General features: G+C 36.2%; 19 protein-coding genes. 3 read left to right on the top strand and 16 right to left on the bottom strand.

From position 1 onward, the window contains the following. Window positions 1-14: 14 nt before the first annotated feature. From ACYUJ6_RS02700 to ACYUJ6_RS02670, 7 genes are all read right to left on the bottom strand, one after another. Entirely contained in the window at window positions 15-782 is a 768-nt protein-coding gene (locus ACYUJ6_RS02700) for a tyrosine-protein phosphatase (RefSeq protein WP_461844345.1), read from the bottom strand. Window positions 783-863: 81 nt separating this feature from the next. Beyond that, window positions 864-1,547, bottom strand: a complete 684-nt coding sequence (locus tag ACYUJ6_RS02695) for a YveK family protein (protein ID WP_461844344.1) — start codon at window positions 1,545-1,547, stop codon at window positions 864-866. A gap of 34 nt (window positions 1,548-1,581) precedes the next feature. Beyond that, on the bottom strand, window positions 1,582-2,631 hold the full coding sequence (locus tag ACYUJ6_RS02690; RefSeq protein ID WP_461844343.1) for a DUF2140 domain-containing protein: 1,050 nt from the start codon (window positions 2,629-2,631) through the stop codon (window positions 1,582-1,584). Window positions 2,632-2,808: 177 nt separating this feature from the next. Continuing rightward, window positions 2,809-4,146, bottom strand: coding sequence for a cell wall-binding repeat-containing protein (locus tag ACYUJ6_RS02685; protein WP_461844342.1), 1,338 nt, complete (start codon window positions 4,144-4,146; stop codon window positions 2,809-2,811). Window positions 4,147-4,395: 249 nt separating this feature from the next. After that, the gene (locus tag ACYUJ6_RS02680) at window positions 4,396-6,153 is read right to left on the bottom strand and encodes a cell wall-binding repeat-containing protein (RefSeq protein WP_461844341.1); all 1,758 of its coding nucleotides are present in this window, start codon (window positions 6,151-6,153) and stop codon (window positions 4,396-4,398) included. Window positions 6,154-6,567: 414 nt separating this feature from the next. Beyond that, window positions 6,568-7,440: an SLAP domain-containing protein gene (locus ACYUJ6_RS02675; RefSeq protein ID WP_461844340.1), complete on the bottom strand. Its 873-nt coding sequence runs from the start codon at window positions 7,438-7,440 to the stop codon at window positions 6,568-6,570. A gap of 223 nt (window positions 7,441-7,663) precedes the next feature. Continuing rightward, complete coding sequence (locus tag ACYUJ6_RS02670; protein ID WP_461844339.1) at window positions 7,664-8,065, bottom strand: hypothetical protein; 402 nt, start codon at window positions 8,063-8,065, stop codon at window positions 7,664-7,666. A gap of 257 nt (window positions 8,066-8,322) precedes the next feature. On the opposite strand from ACYUJ6_RS02670, the gene ACYUJ6_RS02665 reads away from it, so the two are divergent. Next, a complete protein-coding gene (locus tag ACYUJ6_RS02665) occupies window positions 8,323-9,879 on the top strand; it encodes a cell wall-binding repeat-containing protein (protein ID WP_461844338.1) in 1,557 nt (518 codons plus the stop codon). 174 nt (window positions 9,880-10,053) lie between these two features. Here the strand turns inward: ACYUJ6_RS02665 and ACYUJ6_RS02660 are convergent, their stop codons facing one another. Then, window positions 10,054-10,755, bottom strand: coding sequence for a metallophosphoesterase family protein (locus tag ACYUJ6_RS02660; protein ID WP_461844337.1), 702 nt, complete (start codon window positions 10,753-10,755; stop codon window positions 10,054-10,056). A gap of 249 nt (window positions 10,756-11,004) precedes the next feature. Here ACYUJ6_RS02660 and ACYUJ6_RS02655 point away from each other — a divergent pair, with 249 nt between their 5' ends. Next, on the top strand, window positions 11,005-11,229 hold the full coding sequence (locus ACYUJ6_RS02655; protein ID WP_461844336.1) for a hypothetical protein: 225 nt from the start codon (window positions 11,005-11,007) through the stop codon (window positions 11,227-11,229). Window positions 11,230-11,263: 34 nt separating this feature from the next. Then, complete coding sequence (locus ACYUJ6_RS02650) at window positions 11,264-12,220, top strand: substrate-binding domain-containing protein (RefSeq protein ID WP_461844335.1); 957 nt, start codon at window positions 11,264-11,266, stop codon at window positions 12,218-12,220. 37 nt (window positions 12,221-12,257) lie between these two features. Here the strand turns inward: ACYUJ6_RS02650 and ACYUJ6_RS02645 are convergent, their stop codons facing one another. The 8 genes from ACYUJ6_RS02645 to ACYUJ6_RS02610 form a co-directional block, all read right to left on the bottom strand. Further along, window positions 12,258-13,313: a glycoside hydrolase family 130 protein gene (locus ACYUJ6_RS02645; RefSeq protein ID WP_461844334.1), complete on the bottom strand. Its 1,056-nt coding sequence runs from the start codon at window positions 13,311-13,313 to the stop codon at window positions 12,258-12,260. A gap of 2 nt (window positions 13,314-13,315) precedes the next feature. Further along, complete coding sequence (locus ACYUJ6_RS02640) at window positions 13,316-14,251, bottom strand: DUF1861 family protein (RefSeq protein WP_461844333.1); 936 nt, start codon at window positions 14,249-14,251, stop codon at window positions 13,316-13,318. A 90-nt stretch (window positions 14,252-14,341) separates the two neighbouring features. Further along, window positions 14,342-15,007: an MgtC/SapB family protein gene (locus tag ACYUJ6_RS02635; RefSeq protein WP_461844332.1), complete on the bottom strand. Its 666-nt coding sequence runs from the start codon at window positions 15,005-15,007 to the stop codon at window positions 14,342-14,344. Window positions 15,008-15,145: 138 nt separating this feature from the next. After that, window positions 15,146-15,589 carry a heat shock protein Hsp18 gene (gene hsp18 / locus ACYUJ6_RS02630; RefSeq protein ID WP_461844331.1) on the bottom strand — a complete coding sequence of 148 codons (444 nt, stop codon included), beginning with the start codon at window positions 15,587-15,589 and terminating at the stop codon, window positions 15,146-15,148. A 614-nt stretch (window positions 15,590-16,203) separates the two neighbouring features. Next, window positions 16,204-16,494, bottom strand: a complete 291-nt coding sequence (locus ACYUJ6_RS02625) for a hypothetical protein (RefSeq protein ID WP_461844330.1) — start codon at window positions 16,492-16,494, stop codon at window positions 16,204-16,206. A gap of 370 nt (window positions 16,495-16,864) precedes the next feature. Further along, the gene (locus ACYUJ6_RS02620; protein ID WP_461844329.1) at window positions 16,865-17,701 is read right to left on the bottom strand and encodes a dimethylarginine dimethylaminohydrolase family protein; all 837 of its coding nucleotides are present in this window, start codon (window positions 17,699-17,701) and stop codon (window positions 16,865-16,867) included. A gap of 151 nt (window positions 17,702-17,852) precedes the next feature. Next, window positions 17,853-19,016 (bottom strand): TolC family protein, encoded by a 1,164-nt coding sequence (locus ACYUJ6_RS02615; protein WP_461844328.1) that lies wholly within the window; start codon window positions 19,014-19,016, stop codon window positions 17,853-17,855. Between the two features lie 28 nt (window positions 19,017-19,044). Then, window positions 19,045-20,193, bottom strand: coding sequence for a TolC family protein (locus ACYUJ6_RS02610; RefSeq protein ID WP_461844327.1), 1,149 nt, complete (start codon window positions 20,191-20,193; stop codon window positions 19,045-19,047). Window positions 20,194-20,363: the final 170 nt, after the last annotated feature.

Below are 20,363 nucleotides of genomic sequence, written 5' to 3'. Positions count from 1 at the left end.
ATCTATATCTTAAATCATATTCTCAGAAAATTGAAAATTCCCTTTTTCCCTTTTATTCTTTCACTGCATGGATTTATAATTTGATTTTGCAGCAATTTTTCACAGTTCTCCTCTATGCGTCCATATATATGGTCGTCAATGCGAGAAGCTGTTTTCACAGCCCTGCTGATTCCCGGACATCTTCCGCCGATTGAATGGGCATCCGAGGCTATAAAACTGCATACCCCGTTCTTTATCAAAATTCTGGCGGTATTTTTAACTTTTTTCCCGAATATACCTGTTATGCTCCCTGTGTTTATCTGAATCAGACATTTTTCATCCAGGAACTCATTTATTTTGTATGGATTATCTATAATATACCTGTATCTTTCAGGATGAGCCAGAATAGGACGTACACCCTTAATCTCAAGTTCATATATTATATTCATGGCATCCTTCGGCATAGTCATCATGGGAAGTTCCACCAGCATATAAGATGTTCCTTCAATACAACCTATTTCACTGCTCCTATAGCTTTCAAGAGTATGATTATCCAGCATTACCTCCTGGCTTGAAATAATATTCAATGTTATATTTTGTTTTTTAGCTGCAGCTTTTACCTTCCCTGTAAGCTTTTTTATGTCAATCCACTTGTTATCATAATAGCCTCTGTAAAAATGAGAGGTTGCCACTATGTTTTCTATGCCGTCTGCCTCAGTCAGTTTAAGCATTTCCATAGTTTCTTCCATGGATTTTGAACCGTCATCTATACCTGGAAGTATATGGCTGTGTATATCTATCATGACCTCACCACCCTTGTTCAACTTACAATTATCAATTCACAATGTACAATTGTAAATTTCAGACAATAAACTGTGAATTGATTAGACTTCACCTTTTGGTATTATACCCAGCACCGGAATTCCAAGCTGCCTGTTTACGTCTTCTTCTGTTTTTATGGTATTGTCCATATATTCAAGTACAAAAGAAAATCCTACAGAAGCCATAAGCCCTATGAAAAATGCAATAAGCATATTCAGTGCTTTTTTTGGCTTTACAGGATTATCAGGGAATTGTGGTTTATCCATCACATTTATATCCCCGCCTGTTGGAAACACCTTTTTTGATTCAGATATAAAAGAACTGCTCACTGCATTTACCATCTTCACAGCCTGGGACGGATCATTGCTCTGTCCTGTTATTTGTAAAATCTGAGTACCCTGCTGGGGTGTTATGGAGATCACCTTTTTAAGTCTTGCTGGATCAATGGATCCGTTCAATTTGTTGGAGGCACTTTCCAGTACAGCATTGGAGCCTGCAATCTGTGCATATGTTTTTATAAGGTTCTGATACATCATGACGTCATTGTATTGAGTATTGCTTTTTTCACTGCTGGTAAGCTTGCCTACTATTATGGTGGTGCTGGCCTCATAAGTGGGTCTTATAATAAAAAAGCTCAAAATTCCAGCTATTAAAGTACAAGCTGCTGTTACAAGTATTATAATCTTCATTCTCTTTTTCAATATATTATAAAAGTCCCTGAGATCCAGTGTCGTTTCTTCTTCCACTTGAATATTCCTCCCTAGGTTTAGTAAAATTGCTTTATTTTCCTATCATATTGGCCAGTATGCCTGCAGAAGATGCATCCACATTTGAAAATACTGCAGCCTTCAGCTGTGTTTTTTCACCGGGGGATAATTTTCCATACATGGCTCTGACACTTCCTTCTGCTGAATAAGGATTGTATGAAGGATCTTTCATATTTCCCACCACGGACATCATCTGGGATATAACTGCTTTTTGACCGCCTGTGCTCACAGATCCCGAGGCCGCACTAAGTCCGCTTATCACTCTGCCAAGTGCCTGCTGCCTCTCACTTGAGGCAGAACTGCTCCCCGATGAGGTATTTGAAGCTGAAGCACCAGTAGAATTTCCAGTACTGGTTTCTCCGGCTGCTTTCTGGTTTTCATCATTAGTTTTCGTAGGTAAATTCAAATTCTTTATACTGGAATAATTTTTTATTAAATCTCTTATAGAATCAAGTTTTCCCTTTAGTATGTCTTCAATATTCAGCTGCCTTTTCTCCAGCGTAATTAAAAGCTTCTCATTTTTAACACTCAGTGCAGTAATACCCACCGGAAATCCCTTGGTGCTGACCATTATGGAATCCCCCTCAACAACTGCCGAATTTTTCAATTTACTTTTTAATTTCTCCATTACATAGGATTTCGGCAAAGTGATTTTTCCCACCTTAAAGTACTGAGGAGTGTACTTGATATTGTCATTTTCCTTGGAAATACCTCCCTCAGAGGTAAGCAGCACATTGAAATTTTTATAATTCACAGGTATGTAAAATTTCATATTATCACCGCTGAAATCTGCTTCCACTGCCTTTACTGTAATGTCACCGCCTCTGTATTCTTTAAAATACAGTGATATAATCTGATTCACTTCATCTTTTGTAAGTTCTGCAGTACCACCTGTATCCTGGGCTTTGATTATCTTGTCAAATAACCCTACTGAAAATTTATATTTTGGCGGACTGTAGGAAGACTGCCAGAAGGCAAGTTTTGCTAAAGCAGCTGCTGCCAGAATTAAAACAACAATCACAATTAAGAATATCGGTTTTTTACTTCTCTTCGAATTTTTCATATATTTTCTCCCAAAATTTAAAAATATTGGGGCAATATCAGTCACTGCCCTAATTTAACTATGTAAATTTGAAAAATGAAATCAAGTAAAACACATATAAGTTATCCAAAAATACATTATTTATTATAACACATCTTTAGATAACTTATATGTAAATTTAAAGTTAACAGCAAATTCCTATATTTCAAGCTGAAGGCCAAATTTATTCATAAGTTCAATACCTTCTGAAATAGTCACTCCGGAATTGATTATAACGTTTTTCAGTTTGCTCTGCTCATTTTCCGAAAGTCCCTTATAAAGAGCTTTTATATTTTCTGCATCCCCGCTGTAGTCATAACTTGAATCGGACAGATATTTGCCCATGGAAGTTATTGTATCCGATATTATTTCTTTTTGAGTATCATTAAGTGATGAAGTAGCTGAAATATCTATGGTTTTCAGCTTTCCAAAAACGGAACTGAAAACATCATAATCGGAACCCGAACCGCCGCCTGCTCCAGGATTCTGCGGTGTACCGCCGTTTAAAACATTTTGCAGAGAACTTACAATACTTTCAGGAACAGCCATTGTACCGCCTATGGCAGTGACTTTGGCTTTCTCTGCATTTTCCCTGAGGAAATTTTCCATATTAATATTTACAGAATTATAGGTGAGCACTAAAGGTGAAGAAGTCTTTGCCGCCAGTGCAGAAGCTGAGAGTGCATCTGCAAATTCATTTCCATCAGGTCCATCTGCTTTCACCACATACAGGTTGTCAAATTTTATACTGCCCTTGAAATAATCAAGAACCTTCACATTGGTTTCAAACCTGTTTTGTCCGCTGATCCTTTCAGCCGAAGGAAGCTCTGATACTATATTGTCACTTATAACCGCATTTCCTCCAATTACATAGGAATTTTTTATAGAGGATGTATTTTCATTTATATAATTTTTTACTGCATCAGGCAGAGAATCTGCTCCTGTTAAAAGTATAGGCATATTTTCACTTGCAGCTATGGGTGCTATGGAAAGAGCATCTGCAAAACCATAGGCTGAAGTTACAACTGCACCGGCAGCATTGTCAAGTGATTTTGCCACCTTCACTGACGTTTCAAACCTGTCCTGTCCGCCTATTCTCTCAGTGGCAATTCCCATTGATGTGAGTTCATTGTCTATGCCTTCCGAAATGGATGCTGTTCCACCTATTTCTATTACATGCTTTGCCTTCAGCCTTGTTATTTCATTTTTAATATCCCCATTTAAAGTTTTGCTTGTAGTCAAAAGTATGGGAGCTGAATATTTTTTGGCCAGAGGTGCTGCACAAAGTGCATCTGGATAATTTTCACCGCTGGCAAGCACCACATATTCCGAAGTGTCCCATCCGCTCTGGGATACCTTGGCTGAAGTTTCATACCTGCTCTGCCCTCCAAGTCTGGGTACATCTGCAAGAGCTTTTTGTGGCAGTGCAATAATTGAAGATGATATGACAAACAGACCTGCAATGAGCTCTGAAATTATTTTATTTGTTTTTTCCATTGGTAACTCCTTTCTTTTCAATTCATAATTCACATTTCGCAATTCACATTTCATAATTCACATTTCACAGTTCACATTTCACAGTTATGGATGATTTTCTTCTGCTGCGCTTCAGAAAATCTATATTTGTAGATTTTTCTTAGAAAAATCTTCCATAAATTGTTCTCTGTGCTCTGAACTTTGTTCTTTAGTAACAGAACCCAGGGGTTGGCCTGAGTTCTGTGTTTATGGTCTTAGTTCTACTTTAGTCTATTTTTTAATATTAATTTGTACATAGCTATTGCCAACTACATTAATAGTGTATGTTCCAGTAAGATCATAATTCCCATCTGGGAATAATACTTTATTTACCAAATTTTCTGCAGCAACTTTCGGTGCTGAAGAAGAATCAAATAAAGGCGTGCTTCCCTTTTTAATGTTGTTTACTGTAAGTCCCATAACTTTAACAGTTATTGAATCTTTAGGTGCTGATGAATTATTATCAAAATAATAATCTATTTTATTGTTAACATCATCTCTGAAATCTTTATAAGCATAATCGGATCCCTTAGTTTTTATTTCAGTTATTATGGTGTCAGATTTAAGCTTGCCCTCAGAATCAATATACCTTGATCCAAGTCCACCTATGAAGATACTCAAGCTGACTTCTGCTTTTCCTACTTTAATATTTTTACCATACACTATAGTTAACTTATCATTTAGCTTGGCAACATCGTCCTCTATCTGCTGTTCGTTCCAAGTATCGTCATTATTTTTATATCTTGTTTCAGCATCTTTAAATATACCAGCAGGAGTATTTATTCCACTCTTCTTTAATTGAACATTTATATTATTAGCGTCATCGCCCGTATCCCCAGTTTTTAAAATTTTAAAATACTGGCTGTTATTTATACTGTCAACAATTTCATTATAAGAATCATTAGCCTTCAATGTAGCAGTAATATTAGTTGCAGTAGTATCTCCGCCACCACCGCCGCCTGGTGTTGTTCCTGTTCCAAATGATCCCTTTATGCTGTCAGCCAGTGAATCAGATATATTGAGTGTTCCCCCTAGTACTGTAAGTTTGGTATTGGAGTTTGCCTTGTCCTTCAAGAAATCCGAAGTTGCAGAACTTAAAGTGTATCCTGTTATTATAAGAGGGTTTTTGTTTTTGGCAGCCAGTGCTCCGCCTGTGAGGGCATCTGCAAATTCATTGCCGGTAGGGCCGTTGCCAAGCGCTGCATAAATATTGCCAAAATTAAAGTCTGAAGCAAATTCCTTTAATACCGCCACATTTGTCTCATATCTGTCAGTTCCCGAAAGTCTCTTCGGGGATGGAAGTGAATTTGCAGTGGAATCGCTTACTGACATAGTTCCCCCTATAACATAAGTTGAAGTTATCTGAGGAGTTGCTTTCAAATAATCAGCTTCAGCATCTGGAAGACTGTTTTGTCTTGTAAGAAGTATAGGCATTCCATTTATAGCTGCAGCAGGACCTGCTGAAAGTGCATCTGCATAACCTTCTCCGCTTGCCACAACTGCTTTTGCAGATGTGGAGGCAAGTGCCTGGGCTATTTTTACAGAAGTTTCATACCTATCTTGTCCACCTAATCTCTGAACATCAGAAACCTGTGCTTTTATATCATTTAAAGCATTTTCAGAAACCACACCCGTTCCACCAACTACAATTACATGTTTCACATTTAAACTTTTCAGTTCATTTAAAGCATTTTCATTTAAATTGTCGCCTGTGGTCAAAAGTACCGGTGCATCTTTAGCTTTTGCAAGGGGTATTGCGCAAAGGGCATCTGCATAACCTTCTCCATTTGCCACTATGGCATAATCTGATGAAGTCCAGCCAGACTGTGCAACCTTTGCTGCTGTCTCATATCTGTTTTGTCCTCCAAGTCTGTTTATGGCATCAGATGAGTCTGCTGCCTTCACGCCAGCCGTAGGAAGTGTGGTACCTGCAATCAATAAAGATGCCACACTGCAGGCGGATAAAACCTTTTTACTACTTTTTTGCATATGTAATCCCTCCAGAATTATATTTTAATAAAGCCCTAAAATGAGCAAGTATTTTATTTTATTCGTCATACACCATTTCATGTTTACAATTTTGACATATTTACATTATACTATTGAAATCACTATTTTCCAACAGTTTATATAAAAGTATTGCTCATTATTTATATTCGTTCATTTTCCAACTTATTTTAGGGGTTATTTGAAATTCACCCAGCGGCTTCCATTGATAATGCTTCAAAACTTCTTCAAAACAGCCCAATAATCAATGCTGAACTTCTGGATAAATTTTTATGAGATTCAGACAGGGTAATCATTCCATTATGAAAAAACCGCACCGCACCCAGGAAACAATTGATAAAAAAACTATGAAATCACTTTTTATAAATTAAAATAACTTCATAGTTTTATAATACTCTATACTCTTTTTATATTTTTGCCGCCATTTATGTTCACCAGTTTATAGATCACCGACCAGCCATCCAAAGCTTGATCATTTTCTGGATGGACATCCGTTGGAAAGGCAAAATTACATACCTTTGCCCTGTAGGGGTTCACTGTAAAATCCTTCATTATAAAATTTTGCGACTTAACAGCTCTTCTGTTTTTATCAAGTACCGTCATAGGCATTTTATTAATGGTAATGGGCTTGTTTGTAGCATTTCTCATAACTGCTGTTACAAGTATATTTCCATTTGTCTGAAGCCCTACGCTGAAAGTGGATATACTGAATTCTCCCTCATTCATTTCCGGCAGTTCATTTAGGAATTTATCAAAAACAAGCTTGTCCTCAACAGTTATTTCATCAGGCAGTCCTTCATATCTCGGCCTTACTTTGGAAGTTACATTGAATTCACCATTTAAAACAATTTTCCAGTCATCTGCCGGTATTTTATCAACTTTAAGATTTTCCTTTTTAAAATAAAGTTTTACAGGCCTTGCAGAATGAGGTGGAAGCTGTCCTAAGGAGGAAAGATTAAAAGTCTGGGATGCCAGAGTTTCTCCCTTGGAATTTACAATTAAAAAAGGTATTTTCTGCAGATTCAAATTATATGAAAGTCCGTTTCTAATATATACTTTAACTTCAACTTTATCTTCCTCATCATAAGCATATACGCCTGATACATTGAGTTCTCCTTCTTTTATTGGGGGCAGTTCCTTTATCTCATCTATAAAGATTTCCTTTTGTACATCCGAAACTACATTTTCCTCTTCGTCTAAAAGTGAAAGAACAGTTGAAACATATTCTTCACCGTTATTTTTCTTGTCATCTTGTGTTCTTTTAACCATATTATACCTCCAAATTCTTTATAATAGCACATTTATCCATACATATCTATCGATTATCTTAACTTAATATATCATAACGATTTTATAAAATCAAACGCATTTTTAAAGCAGTTAAAAAGTTTAAAAAGGGTTCAGTAAACAGTTCCATATTGAATTAACATAAAAGGAAACGTGCCTAGATTGTTGGATGAATTTTTTGGCACGTTCCCTTTTCCTTTTACTTTTACTTTACAGTTATATCTGCTATGTTTTTATTGTCTCTTACTGCCATTACATTAACCTGCATATTCTTATACTTCTTTTTTAAATCCCTGGCATATTTTTGTGCCAGATTCTTTGCCTCCTTATCACTGATACCCTCTTTAATTACCATGGTTGCTATGGCCCTGTTGTTTTGCACATATACTTTCCCATTGAGTATGGGCTTTTCCTTCTTAAGCTGTGCAGTCTTGTTTGCATCTTCAGTGATTTTAGACCTTTTAGTTTGTTCAGAAGTCTGCTGAGTTGTGTTTTTGGAATTACCATTTTTCTGTTCAGATTTATTTCCAAAAGAACAAGCTGTAAAAGATATAATCAGCATCATAACAATTGCAGTAATTCCCAGTGATTTAATTTTTCCTATCATCAATTATCTCTCCCTGTATAACCGATTAATAAAGTTTGGGTAACCCCTACCTACAGGTTATATTCTATCATATTTATTGCAATTTAACATCCGACCCTTATGTTGTTCATAAAAAATTTACCTAGAAAGATTGCATTGAAATATTTGGCATGACTATACACAATAAGCAGTGCAAATTCCAGGTTTTTCTTATATAGTTTTTTCCACTTTTGTGCTAAAATTTAGGTATATACTTTCCAAAGGGGGAAATACGGATAATGAAAAAAATATTAGGACTAGTCGTAGGTTTGACTATGTTACTTTGCACCTCAGTTCCAGCTTATGCCAAAACTACATATAATGTAACAAGGCTTGCCGGCACTGACAGATACAAAACATCTGCAAAAATTGCAGCCAGTTTTCAAAGCGGAAGTCTTCAAAACATAATACTTGCAAGCGGAAGAGATTTTCCGGATGCACTGGGAGGCAGTGTTCTTTCAAAAAAATACAATGCTCCCATACTATTGTTAAATGACAGCATAGACGATAATTCAGATGCTTTCAACTATATAAAGAACCATTTAAGTACTTCAGGGAACATCTATGTGCTGGGCGGAAATTCATCAATAAGCGAGGATCTTTTAAATTACATCAAACAATTAGGATACCAGAATATCACAAGACTGGGCGGCAGCAACAGATTCGACACCAACAAGTATATAATCAACTCACTTAAAGTTTCAGCCGGAACTCCAATAGTACTGGCAAACGGATGGGGATTTGCAGATGCACTGAGCATATCCAGCATAGCTGCATCAAATGGATACCCTATATTCATGGTAAACACTGACAGTCTGCCCGCAGAAACCAGTGACTTGATTTCATCTATAAATCCATCCAAGGTATATGTAATTGGAGGACAAGCTTCTGTATCCACTGCAGCTGTAAGTCAGCTGAAGTCCCAGCTTCCATCTTTAACTGACGACAATATAATAAGAGTCGGCGGCCAAACCAGATATGATACTTCTCTGGACATATGCAGCTATTTCAATTTGACTTCAAGCAGTGCAGTACTTGCAAACGGGACAAATTTTCCTGATGCACTTTCAGGAAGTGCACTGGCTTCCAAATTGAACGCACCTATAATTTTAACTGACGGAAGTGATATATCAAATCAAAAAACATTTATAGACAAAAAGGCATATAAGAACATATACCTCCTTGGAGGAATTAACTCAATAGATTTGCCTGTAGAATATCTGCTGAAGGATCCTTCAGCAGTGCCGCAAGCCGAAAAAGATTATGTAAGCAGTTTGAAAACCTACTGTGAATCCTATGAAAATGAAACTTCCAATACCCTGGATGAGTTAAACCAGACCTATAATGATGCCGCTAGTACAATGTCAAATCTGGACTCTGCCAGCAGTGTGGATGAAATGCACCAGTACCTGGATCAGATGATTCAGACACTTCAGCAGGGAAGTTCCGATTTGTCAACTTACAAAAACAATCTGACGGTATTCAGGGATGATGTATCCAAGCTGTCAGTGCCTGAAGGCCTGGAGACTTTAAACACGCAGTATATAGACAGCATAAATACCCAAATCAATTCTGTAAATCAGTCCATAACCTATGCAAACAGCTGTATAGAGATACTGAATTCTATTGAGGAGGGAATAGATACTTTGGATGAAGATAAAATAGAAACCGAGGCTGCAAAATTGGAAAGCCTGAGCCAGGAAATGCAGAGCATTTCAAATACCCAGAATGACAATGATGGAATATACAGTTTATATACAAGGCTCACAGATGCTTTAAACAATTTAAACCAATAGTTTCAAAATTAACGTACAATTGTTTTTAAAATTGATGTACAATGAAATATTATATTCTGCCGGGGTACTTGCAATATTTATAAGTGCCCTGACAGAACCCCAGTTATTCAATCCCTGTAAAATACTGCATTTTACCCCGGGTGCTTACTCTGCCTGCAAACGCACCAGGAAACTTCACCTCTGTTCAATCCCGGTTCTTATGTTGTCAATGCAGGCTTTCAATATACCCTTTTTCTCCATGGCAGCTGCAGTTTTTTCATAATCATAGGTGAATTCTATCATTTCAGCATATACATTTTCATCTTTTACATCCATAATTATATAAGTTCCATTGGGCCTGCCTATTTTGGGTTTTCCTATGCTTCCGTCATTCAGAAGTATTTTGGAGCCATATTTGCTTTCATAAGGTATATGCGTATGGGCACATACCAGAACATCTCCCGTAAAAGCTTCCATAACTTCTTCAGCTTCTTTTGAATCTTCCTTGAGATATTCATTTATGGATCTGGTGCTTCCATGGACAAAACAGACTTTTTTATCTTCAAATTGAAAATTTATCTCTCTCGGAAGTGATTTTAAATAGCTTGCATTCTGCTCTTTAAGCTGGCCTGCAGTCCAGGGCATGCAAAATTCATTTGTCCTGGTATTTCTTATATAATTGAACTTTCTCTCCAGCACTGCTGCATCATAGTTTCCCAATATATTCAATATGTGCTTTTCTCTGACAAACTCCACCACTTCATTGGGATAAGGTCCGTATCCCACTAAATCTCCAAGACACACTATGGTATCTGCCTTCCTTTTTTCTATGTTGGAAAAAGCCTCTCTAAGTGCTTCCATATTTCCATGTATATCAGAAATAACTGCTATTTTCATATTTTTTTCCTCCCTCTAAGTCTCACAGATGGTAAAAATTCCAGCTGAAAACAAAAATCATATTTATTATTCATTTTAACATAGTGATTATATTCGGTAAAATCTGATCACCTGGGGTGAAAGCAGCTGCACTTTTAATATAATGCTGAATAATGCAGACACCTGGGGTGGAGAAAAAATACCGGAGAAAGCACCTCCGGGAAAGCAGCTGCACTTTTAATATAATGCTGAATAATGCAGACACCTGGGGTGGAGAAAAAATACCTGAGAAAGCACCTCCCGGAAAGCAGCTGTACTTTTAATATAATGCTGAATAATGCAGATACCTGGGGTGGAGAAAAAATACCGGAGAAAGCACCTCCGGGAAAGCAACTTTTATCATATAGTGTAAGCACCTCAGAGAAAATAAGCATCGGGGAAAACAGCTGCAGAGAAAAACCAACTGCGGTTGTGTTTTTCAAGGATATGTACTAAAATTATTATTAAAATCATATGGAGGTGATACATTGTGATAGAAAATACTGCCCTGACTCCGCAGGAAGTTGCAGATATGCTGAAAATAACCAAGAATACAGTATATGAGCTGATAAAAAGAGGAGAATTAAAAGGGTATAAAGTAGGCAAAAAAATCCGAGTGGATACAAAAGATGTGGAGGAATATAAAAACAGAGAAAAAAATAAGGGTAACCAGCATACCGGCATACCCCAAAGCCCCAATTTTTCATCTTCAGATATTTTTTACCCGGGAAATAATAGGGAAAACGATTTTGTAATTTGCGGGCAGGATGTACTTCTTGATATATTATCCCGTTATATAGAGATGTACTGGCCGGGAATCAGAATATTCCGTTCCTATGTGGGAAGTTATAATGGATTACTGGGACTTTATATGGGGAATGTACAGGTGGCTACCGCCCATTTATGGGATGGGGACTCCGGTGAATACAACATACCTTTTGTAAGAAGACTCATCCCCGGTATCCCCACTGTTGTAATTCACCTGGCCTGCCGAATACAGGGTTTTTATGCGGCAAAGGGAAATCCTAAAAATATTCAAGGCTGGGAGGATTTTAAAAGGCCGGATATCAACTTGATAAACAGAGAAAAGGGATGCGGTACCAGAATTCTCCTGGATGAACATTTAAGGCTGCTTAAAATAAAGGGCAGGGACATAAGGGGTTATAATAATGAGTGCCTTTCCCACCTGGCTGTAGCAAGCACCGTAGCCAGAGGAGCTGCAGATGTGGGGCTTGGAAATGAAAAAACCGGACTGCAGGTTGAAAATATAGATTTCATACCCCTCCAAAAAGAAAGATATGAACTTGTGATAAAAAAAGAGGATATGGATAACCCTCCTTTTAAATCAATAATTGAAATACTGCAGTCTGGTAAATTCAAGCAGGAGCTTTCAGGCATCGGCGGATATGATCTTACTGAAACAGGAAATATAATAGCAGAACTATAGCTTTACCTTTTACTTAAAAGGATAAATATTCATCTGATTATACAAGTGTATTTAAAATATCCTCTACACTTGTAACTGCAAGTCCTATGGAATTGTCTGATATTCCATAATATATATACAGTTTTTCCTGCATTTCTACAGCACCACAGGGAAAAACCACATTGGAAAAAAATCCTTCTGTTTCATAATCCTCCCGGGGCATAAGAAGGGGTTTTTCACTGCGGGCAATGATTTTCCAGGGGCAGTTCATATCAAGCAAAAGTGCACCCATGCTGTAATGATCCCTTTCATCTACCCCATGATACAGCTCCAGCCAGCCTTCATCCGTTTTTATAGGCGGTATTCCCGCCCCTATTTTTTTAGAATCCCAGAAACCTTTTCTATTACATGCCAGCACTTTATGGTTTCCCCAATAGATAAGATTGTCAGATTCCGATATCCATATTACAGGATCACCTGTACTTTTTGATACCGGCCTGTTCATGGCAAAATACCTGCCATTTATTTTTTCCGGGAAAATCACCACATCCTTGTTTTCCGTTCCAAAAATATTGCCAAGTCTTTTACAGTTTTTAAAGTCGGAAGTTACAGCCAGGCCGGTGACTATACCATATGGAGATACTGCGCTGTAGGTTATATAGTAGCTGCCATCTATTTCAGTTATCCTTGGATCCTCCATGCCAAAACTTTCATATTCATTCTCCGGATATATAAAAGGTCTGCTGTCTATTTTAAAGTTCACTCCGTCTTTGCTTCTGGCAAGCCTTATATGGGACATAGACGTAAGATAGAGAAAATCATGGGGACTTCCCTTTTCTTTAATTACCCTGGAATCACTGAAATCATATCTGGCATCTCCCCTGTCTATATTCAAAATTTTCAAAAGGCCGCTTTGTGTATCCATAACAGGAACCCTTATATGATCATTACCGCTGTCCATAAATCTTTCTGCAACTCTCATGGCAAGTATTGTCTCCCCTTTGTACCGAGCCGCTCCGGGATTAAATACGCCTATGATTTTAAAATCCTTATTGGAGGGATTTACATCTTCACAGGTTATAATAGGGTTGGATTCATGCCTTTTTATATCCATGGCTACACTTCCCCTTTTTTATTCATATACTGGTAAAAAGGATTATCTATTTCAATAGTCTGAGCTTCAATATCACTTATGCCTGCATATAAAACTGCTTTTTTATCTTTAAATTCCAGGCCACCGCTGAATACAACATCATACAGGCTCTCATCCTTGCTTGGTCCGGGCAGAAAATCCTCTCTGGCTGCAATTATCTTTACATCTTTATAAATCATGGAGTTCATATCCAGTACAAAAGTCATGGAATAATAATGCTTCATTCCATTGTCATCCATTTTAGCTATGTGTCCAAGCAATCCTATATTGTCTTTGTCAATGGGATATATGCTGTTTATTCCACCCCACTCATCATCATTTAAAAAGTCATTTAAAATAGGGGCATCCTCGATAACTCCCATACTCAAATCATTCAGCCTTCTAATCTTTATAAACCCTATCTTTCCCCTTCCCCCCTTGGCTCCCTGAGGCCGGGTCAAAACACCTATGCTCCCATCTTTAAGTTCAGCTATACGTAAGTCCTTCATACCGTCGGGCCCCACAAAGAAAAGTTTGAGGTGAAAAATATCTCTTCCCTTATACATTATAGTTCTCCATATGAGATTATAGGGGTTGTTTATATTATTAAATATTTCCACGCCCCCTACTACTATTTCATTGCCTATTCTGGTAAAAAAAGGATCTTCCAGTTCCATAATAGGCGATTCCACTATGTGGCACCAGGCATTCTCATATTTTTCGAAAAACAGCACCATGGAGTCCCTGCCCATTTTGGACTCCACCCTTCCAGCTATTACAATCCTGCCATTATTTAAAAAAGGAGCTGTTATATTGTACACATCCTTGTTAAATATTCCTATAAAGTTTACTCTTTTTGCTGTTTTTTTAGTTCTTATCCTTTTGTGCTCTTTTAACAATTTATCACAATTTATAATCATATACTCTGCACCTTCTTTATATGACCGGTATATAACCGACAATACCCGGTCTTAATAATATTATTATGGTTTTTTTATTATACTGCTATATTATTCTATATCTACATTTTTTACATAGGGTATTTTTAAAAGACTTACCATAATTTTTTTCATTTCGTTCTGATTTCTGCTGTATATCTTGAAGGTAAGCCTTACTTCCACGTTCTTGTCAATTTTATTATGATGTCTGTTTACCTGTATATTGGATATTTTTACTTTTGAAGTTTTCAAGGTTTCCAGTGCAGGGTTGATTCCTTCTGCAGAGAGATCCGCCTTGCCAATGGAATAAGTTACATTTTTCTGAAGTTTATTAAATATGCCAAGTCCTATAAGTATAAGCACAGTTGCGCTGATACCGGGAATATACATGCCTGCACCGATTGCTATACCAATACCGGCAGTAGCCCATAAACCGGCAGCAGTGGTCAATCCTCTTACAAATTGATGCTCTACTATTATAGTTCCGGCTCCAAGAAATCCAATTCCGCTTACAACCTGGGCAGCTATCCTGCTTGGATCCAGTGAAATTGAAGGTGTACTTACCAAATCTGCAAACCCATATTTAGATACCAGCATAATAAGTGCACTTCCCACTGCTACAACAAAATGGGTTCTAAGCCCTGCCTCTTTGAAATGGCTTCTTCTCTCAAAGCCTATTAAAGCTCCCAGTACTCCTGAAAGAACTAACCTAAGTATCATTTCCCATTGATTGTTCATAAAATCACCTCTTGTACTTATTATGAAAGGAAATAAAAAATGAACTTTCTAATCAAGCCACTTTATTCAGCATCCTATAATACTTAATTATAACATAAAAAAACAGCACTGTGAGATTAATCACAGTGCTGTGATATATTAGTTAATGTCAATCTTTTTACTTTCTTTTTTGTGCTTTTCAGATTTTGGAAGGTCTACCTTCAGAACTCCATCTTTAAAAGATGCACTGATATTTTTATCATCTACGTTGTCAATGTAAAAACTTCTTTGAAATTCCCCATAGCTTCTTTCACGTCTTACAAAATCTTCTTTTTTGTCTTCTTTGGAATCCTGTCTTTTTGCGGATATAGTCAAATAGTTATTTTCAAAGCTTAAGTTTACAGCATCTTTATTCACTCCGGGAAGATCTGCTTCTACTACGTAAGAATTATCATTTTCTTTAAGGTCAACTTTAAAATCTTTACCAAAAGCATTTATACCAACTGGTGAAAAGTCATTATTGAAAAAGGATTTTACGAATCTGTCAAATTCATCACCTCTGCTTAAAGAATTATCTCTTCTAAATGGAATCATATCGAACATAATACATAACCTCCTTGTAAGCTATCAAAATATATTTTATATTCTTTTATTTCCGGTTACTTTCTGTACTGGCAACCCTTATTCCTTATTACAGTTATTATAATACAATAAAGGTCAAAGAAAGTCAAAGTCTAAAAAATATAGTTTTGTGTTAAAAATATCAGCCATCAAAAGCAACGGCCATATAATTTAGTATAAACACTATATTTAAAAATAAACTGTATATATTGATGATTTTCTGATAGTTCCTAGAAAAAATGAAAAAATTTAAATTTAATAAACAAAAACAGCCTTTTAGCGGGCTGTTTTTTATAATAAGATTATTTTATCGGTTGGCTATTATTGATCATTGCTAAAATCCCACAGGGGACAGGTAAATACTGCAGCCCTGTTTCTCATACCGAAATCATTTTATTTTACATTTGCCATTGTCACAACATTTGACATTGCCGCAACAGCCTCTCTTTATAAAGTGCGGAGCAGCACTATAACCTGGTGTGGCACTGGATAAGCAAGCTTTCTAAGTTTCATTTAGAAAAAGTATTTCTTATGGATATCACTTGCCTGAACCCGGAAATCACTTGGGTCCCGATGGCCCTATCTGAATTCAGAAATCACTTGATTGCTCTAATCTGCTCAATTACTGATTCATGTTCATCCACTCTTTCAGTTAATTTTGTTACTTTTCCCTGAATATCTGAAAGTATGTATGTGATTTTGTCCTGTTCCGCCCTTGTCACTTTAACATTCTCCTCCAAAGATCTCTGAATCAGATACATTTCATCCTGCTTCTTTTCCATATTATCCTGCTTCTTTTCCATGCTGTCCTGCTTCTTTTCCATATTATCCAGCTTTTGCAGAACAAGCTCAAACATCTGTTTTGTTTCCTTATCCAAACTTTTCACCACCCATAAACATATTGTTCTTTTTATTATAACATTTATAATACTGAATTTAAATATGAAATTGAGCCTTCAATTACTGGCAGGCAGCTGTCATCTATATTCATCAAATCAGGCTTTCAATACCGGTAAACAAGCTGTCATACATATCAGCTATCTGCAAGGTGCATGGTACCTCATATTCTACCATCGGTGGCGTAAATATCGGGAGCAAGATCAAATCTACAAGGTGCATGGTACCTCATATTCTACCATCAGTGGCGTAAATATCAGGAGCAGGATCAAATCTGCAAAGTGCATGGTACCTCATATTCTACCATCGGTGGCGTAAATATCGGGAGCAGGATCAAATCTACAAGGTGCATGGTACTTATTACCCCCTGCTTAATGGAAAGGTCATGCAGTGTATTCCGCCGCCGTGTTTAAACATTTCACTTGTATGGGTTTCTATTACTTCAATTCCGTATGACCTTATAGCATTGTTTACTTCCCTGTTCTTCTTAAAGGACACTACTTTTTCATTTCCCAGTGCCTGAAGATTGCAGTGACATTCCAGCAAATATTTCTTATCCACTTCTATAAGTTTGAAGTTTCTGTCCTTCAGCAGACTTAAAAAATCACTGGGCAGAACTTCACTGCATATTACAGCAAGTTTTTCCGCCACTATATTGAAACACATATCTAAGTGCAGGCATTTCTGCGGGGATCTAACTGGCATCATTTCATAACCATACCTTTCTACCTGCCGCCTTATTTCATCAATACCGGTTTCATCAGTGCGCTCCAGGATTCCTATAGCCATGGTTTTATCATCCAGCATCCAGAAGTCACCGCCTTCAAAGTGACCGCTGCTGCATTTTGCAACACAGGGTATTCCAAGCTCCTCCATCTTCTTCTCATAGGATTTTGTTTCACCTTTTCTGTCATGTATTCTAAAATTTCCAAGAATGTAGCCCTCTTTTATACAGGCACCAAAATCCCGGGCAAATACCTGATCATGAAGCTTGTGATTCGGAGTCATCATAATTACTTCCACCCCGTTTGACCTGTACACATCCACAAGTTCCTCATGTTCCCTAATGCAAAGTTCATCATCTATTTCAACTCCGTCATCTCCGCTTACATTTTTCTTCAAATATGCATAGATAGGCGGACACATGAGTACCTTTTTTAGCGGCGCCGTTGAATTTTTCACAAAACATCCATCCATTTTTATCCTCTCCTGACATAAAAAATTTTCTCTGCTTTATATTTCCCCATTATCTGATATATTATAATTCTCCTAGGTACTAGAATTCATTTCCAGTATCTCTTCTATTGAAAGTTATTCAAAATATGACCTTAATCAGGAGACACTTATCTTACTTTAATTGATCTTGAAATTCTTCTACAGTTACCATATAATCATTTATCAAATTTTGAACTATAAGCTGTTCTTTTTCCAGGGCAAGCTGTGACGAATCAACTTCAAGCTGAGTTACTTGTCCAAATTTAAATTTTGATAGAGCATTGTCATAGTTTTGCTGGGCATTGTCTAAATTGATTTTTTCAGCTGTAACACTGTCCTCCTTGTTTTTCATATTATAATAAGAAGTCCATAAATTTATCTTCAAATTTAATGTTGTGTCATTTAAGCTATTGGTCAAATTCTGAAGGTTTAACTGTGAAGTAACCTGTCCTGAAGTATTATTTGTACCATATTTAGTATTTAACTCCACATCCATTTTTGCAAATTCTATATTTTTATTAATTTTGACCAAGTCATAATCATTTTTTACTGAATTATCAATCCTATCCTCTATATTACTGTCATCAAATTTCACATAATCCTTTTTAGCCGGTACTAAAACCAAATCACTATTTAAATCTAAATTTAGCATTTGTTTTATATTCAAAATAGATTGTTCTATGTTAGATTTTGGTGTGTTTAATGAAGCCATCAACTGACTTTTCTGGACATTTAGCTGTTGAAGTGCATCTGATGTAGCTACCCCCTGGGATATTTTAATTTTCATTACATCTATTTGTTTATCCACATTGGCAATGCTGGCATTTATATTTGTAATCTGAGCCCTATTATTTACCACACTCATATATTGTCTTTCCATATTGGATTTCAAATTTTTCAATGCATCTTCCCTGTCATGTTTTGCATTTTCTACATCCTGGGCACTTTGCTGTGGTTTAATCAATTCTTGCTCTTTTAATGAAATGTACTCATTTGAATTTTTATTTACACTATATATCATTTCACTAACATCAATTGAATTTTGATGATCATCATCATATTGTTTATTCAGCAAAATTACTTTTTGATCCATCAATTGTATTGATACATTTCTTTTTTCCAAACTATTTAAAGCATCGTTTAACGTAAGGTTTCCCGTATCTATATCTGAAGTTGCTGACACTTCTTTCGAATTTACTGCAGTACCTACAGAAATACTGGGAGAATCCGCCAAAACGGAACTGCTCATCCCTACTGACATTACAAGGGCAATTATTAAAATAAGTTTTTTATTCATAAGTATTTACCTCCATAGTTTTATTTACTTATTGGCTGACAAGTTTTGAAGTATCTGCTCCAATTTTACAAGCATATTCAAGTTTTACTTGCGCCATCCATATATCTCTCTTTAAAGATTTTAGGCTGTTTTGTTGATTTTCAAAAGCTATTAATTTAGAATCCAAATCTATTTTACTTATCAAGCCCAAATTATACTTTTGCAGTGCCTTATTATAATCCTGGCTGGCATAGTCCAAGCTATCATTCTGTGAATCAAGCTGCTTAGTCTTATTTTGTAAATCATTATATAAATCATTGACCTCCAAAGATACTTTTATTTTCTGCATATCTAAATTAGTTTGGGCTGAAGTTATATAATATTTACCAACTTTATATTCCTGATCCCTTGTATCTGGATAAAAAGCTTTAACGATTTTAAATTCATAATTCATTAAATTAATATACTCTGTACTATTCAATATCTCTGCCCTATTTTTAAGTGCATCTGACAAATAGGCATTATAGTCTCTTATGTATATATTTTCTGCAATTTTATCCTTTAAAAGTGTTTCATATTTAGTTTCAAGGGGTACCCCTATAAGCTTGTTCAACTTCATAGTTTCAATATCATACTGCCTTTGAGCCTTATTAAAATTAGCATTTTCACTATAATATGCATATTCTGATGCCGTAAAGCTGCTCTGTGTTATCATACCCAAATTAAGTTGTATTTGTGCTTTTTTATAATCAGCACCTGCATTATCCAACCTTTTTTGTTCAGTATCCAATTCATCCTTGGCATCCATCAACGCAGTATATTGCTGATATACTGAAAATACAACTTCTTTTTTAGCAACTTCTTTTTCATTAGTATTCTCATAGATGGAATACTTAGCTTCCTGAGGAGTGTTATCCCTGGATTGTATAAGTTTGAACTTTTCATCATAACTTATAGTTCCATCACTTTTATTGATCTGATCATTTATTTTAGGTGCATTATCCAAAGCATCTTTATATGAATTTTGTGCTTTCTGAAGAGATATACCCTGGGTCTTTACTTCATAGGAATTTTCCACTGCTTGATCCAATACTTTATCTATATCCAGAGTATTTCCTTGAGCAAAAACTGTACTGGAAAATGTCTGAAAACAAATTATAATTAATGTTGAAAAAAAAAGTAACTTCATTTTTTTCATGATGTTCCTCCCTTGTTAAATTCTTGTGGTACTTAAAATATATCCTTGCATTATAACAATTATAAAATAATATTACCATAAGTAGAAAACTATTTCTATGGTTACAACATATTATCTCATATCCATATATGTCCATATTTTTATCAGATATTGCGTATGCTTTAAAATTT

Source organism: Clostridium sp. JNZ X4-2, assembly GCF_054889485.1.
This window is presented reverse-complemented; position numbering and strand designations above follow the sequence as displayed.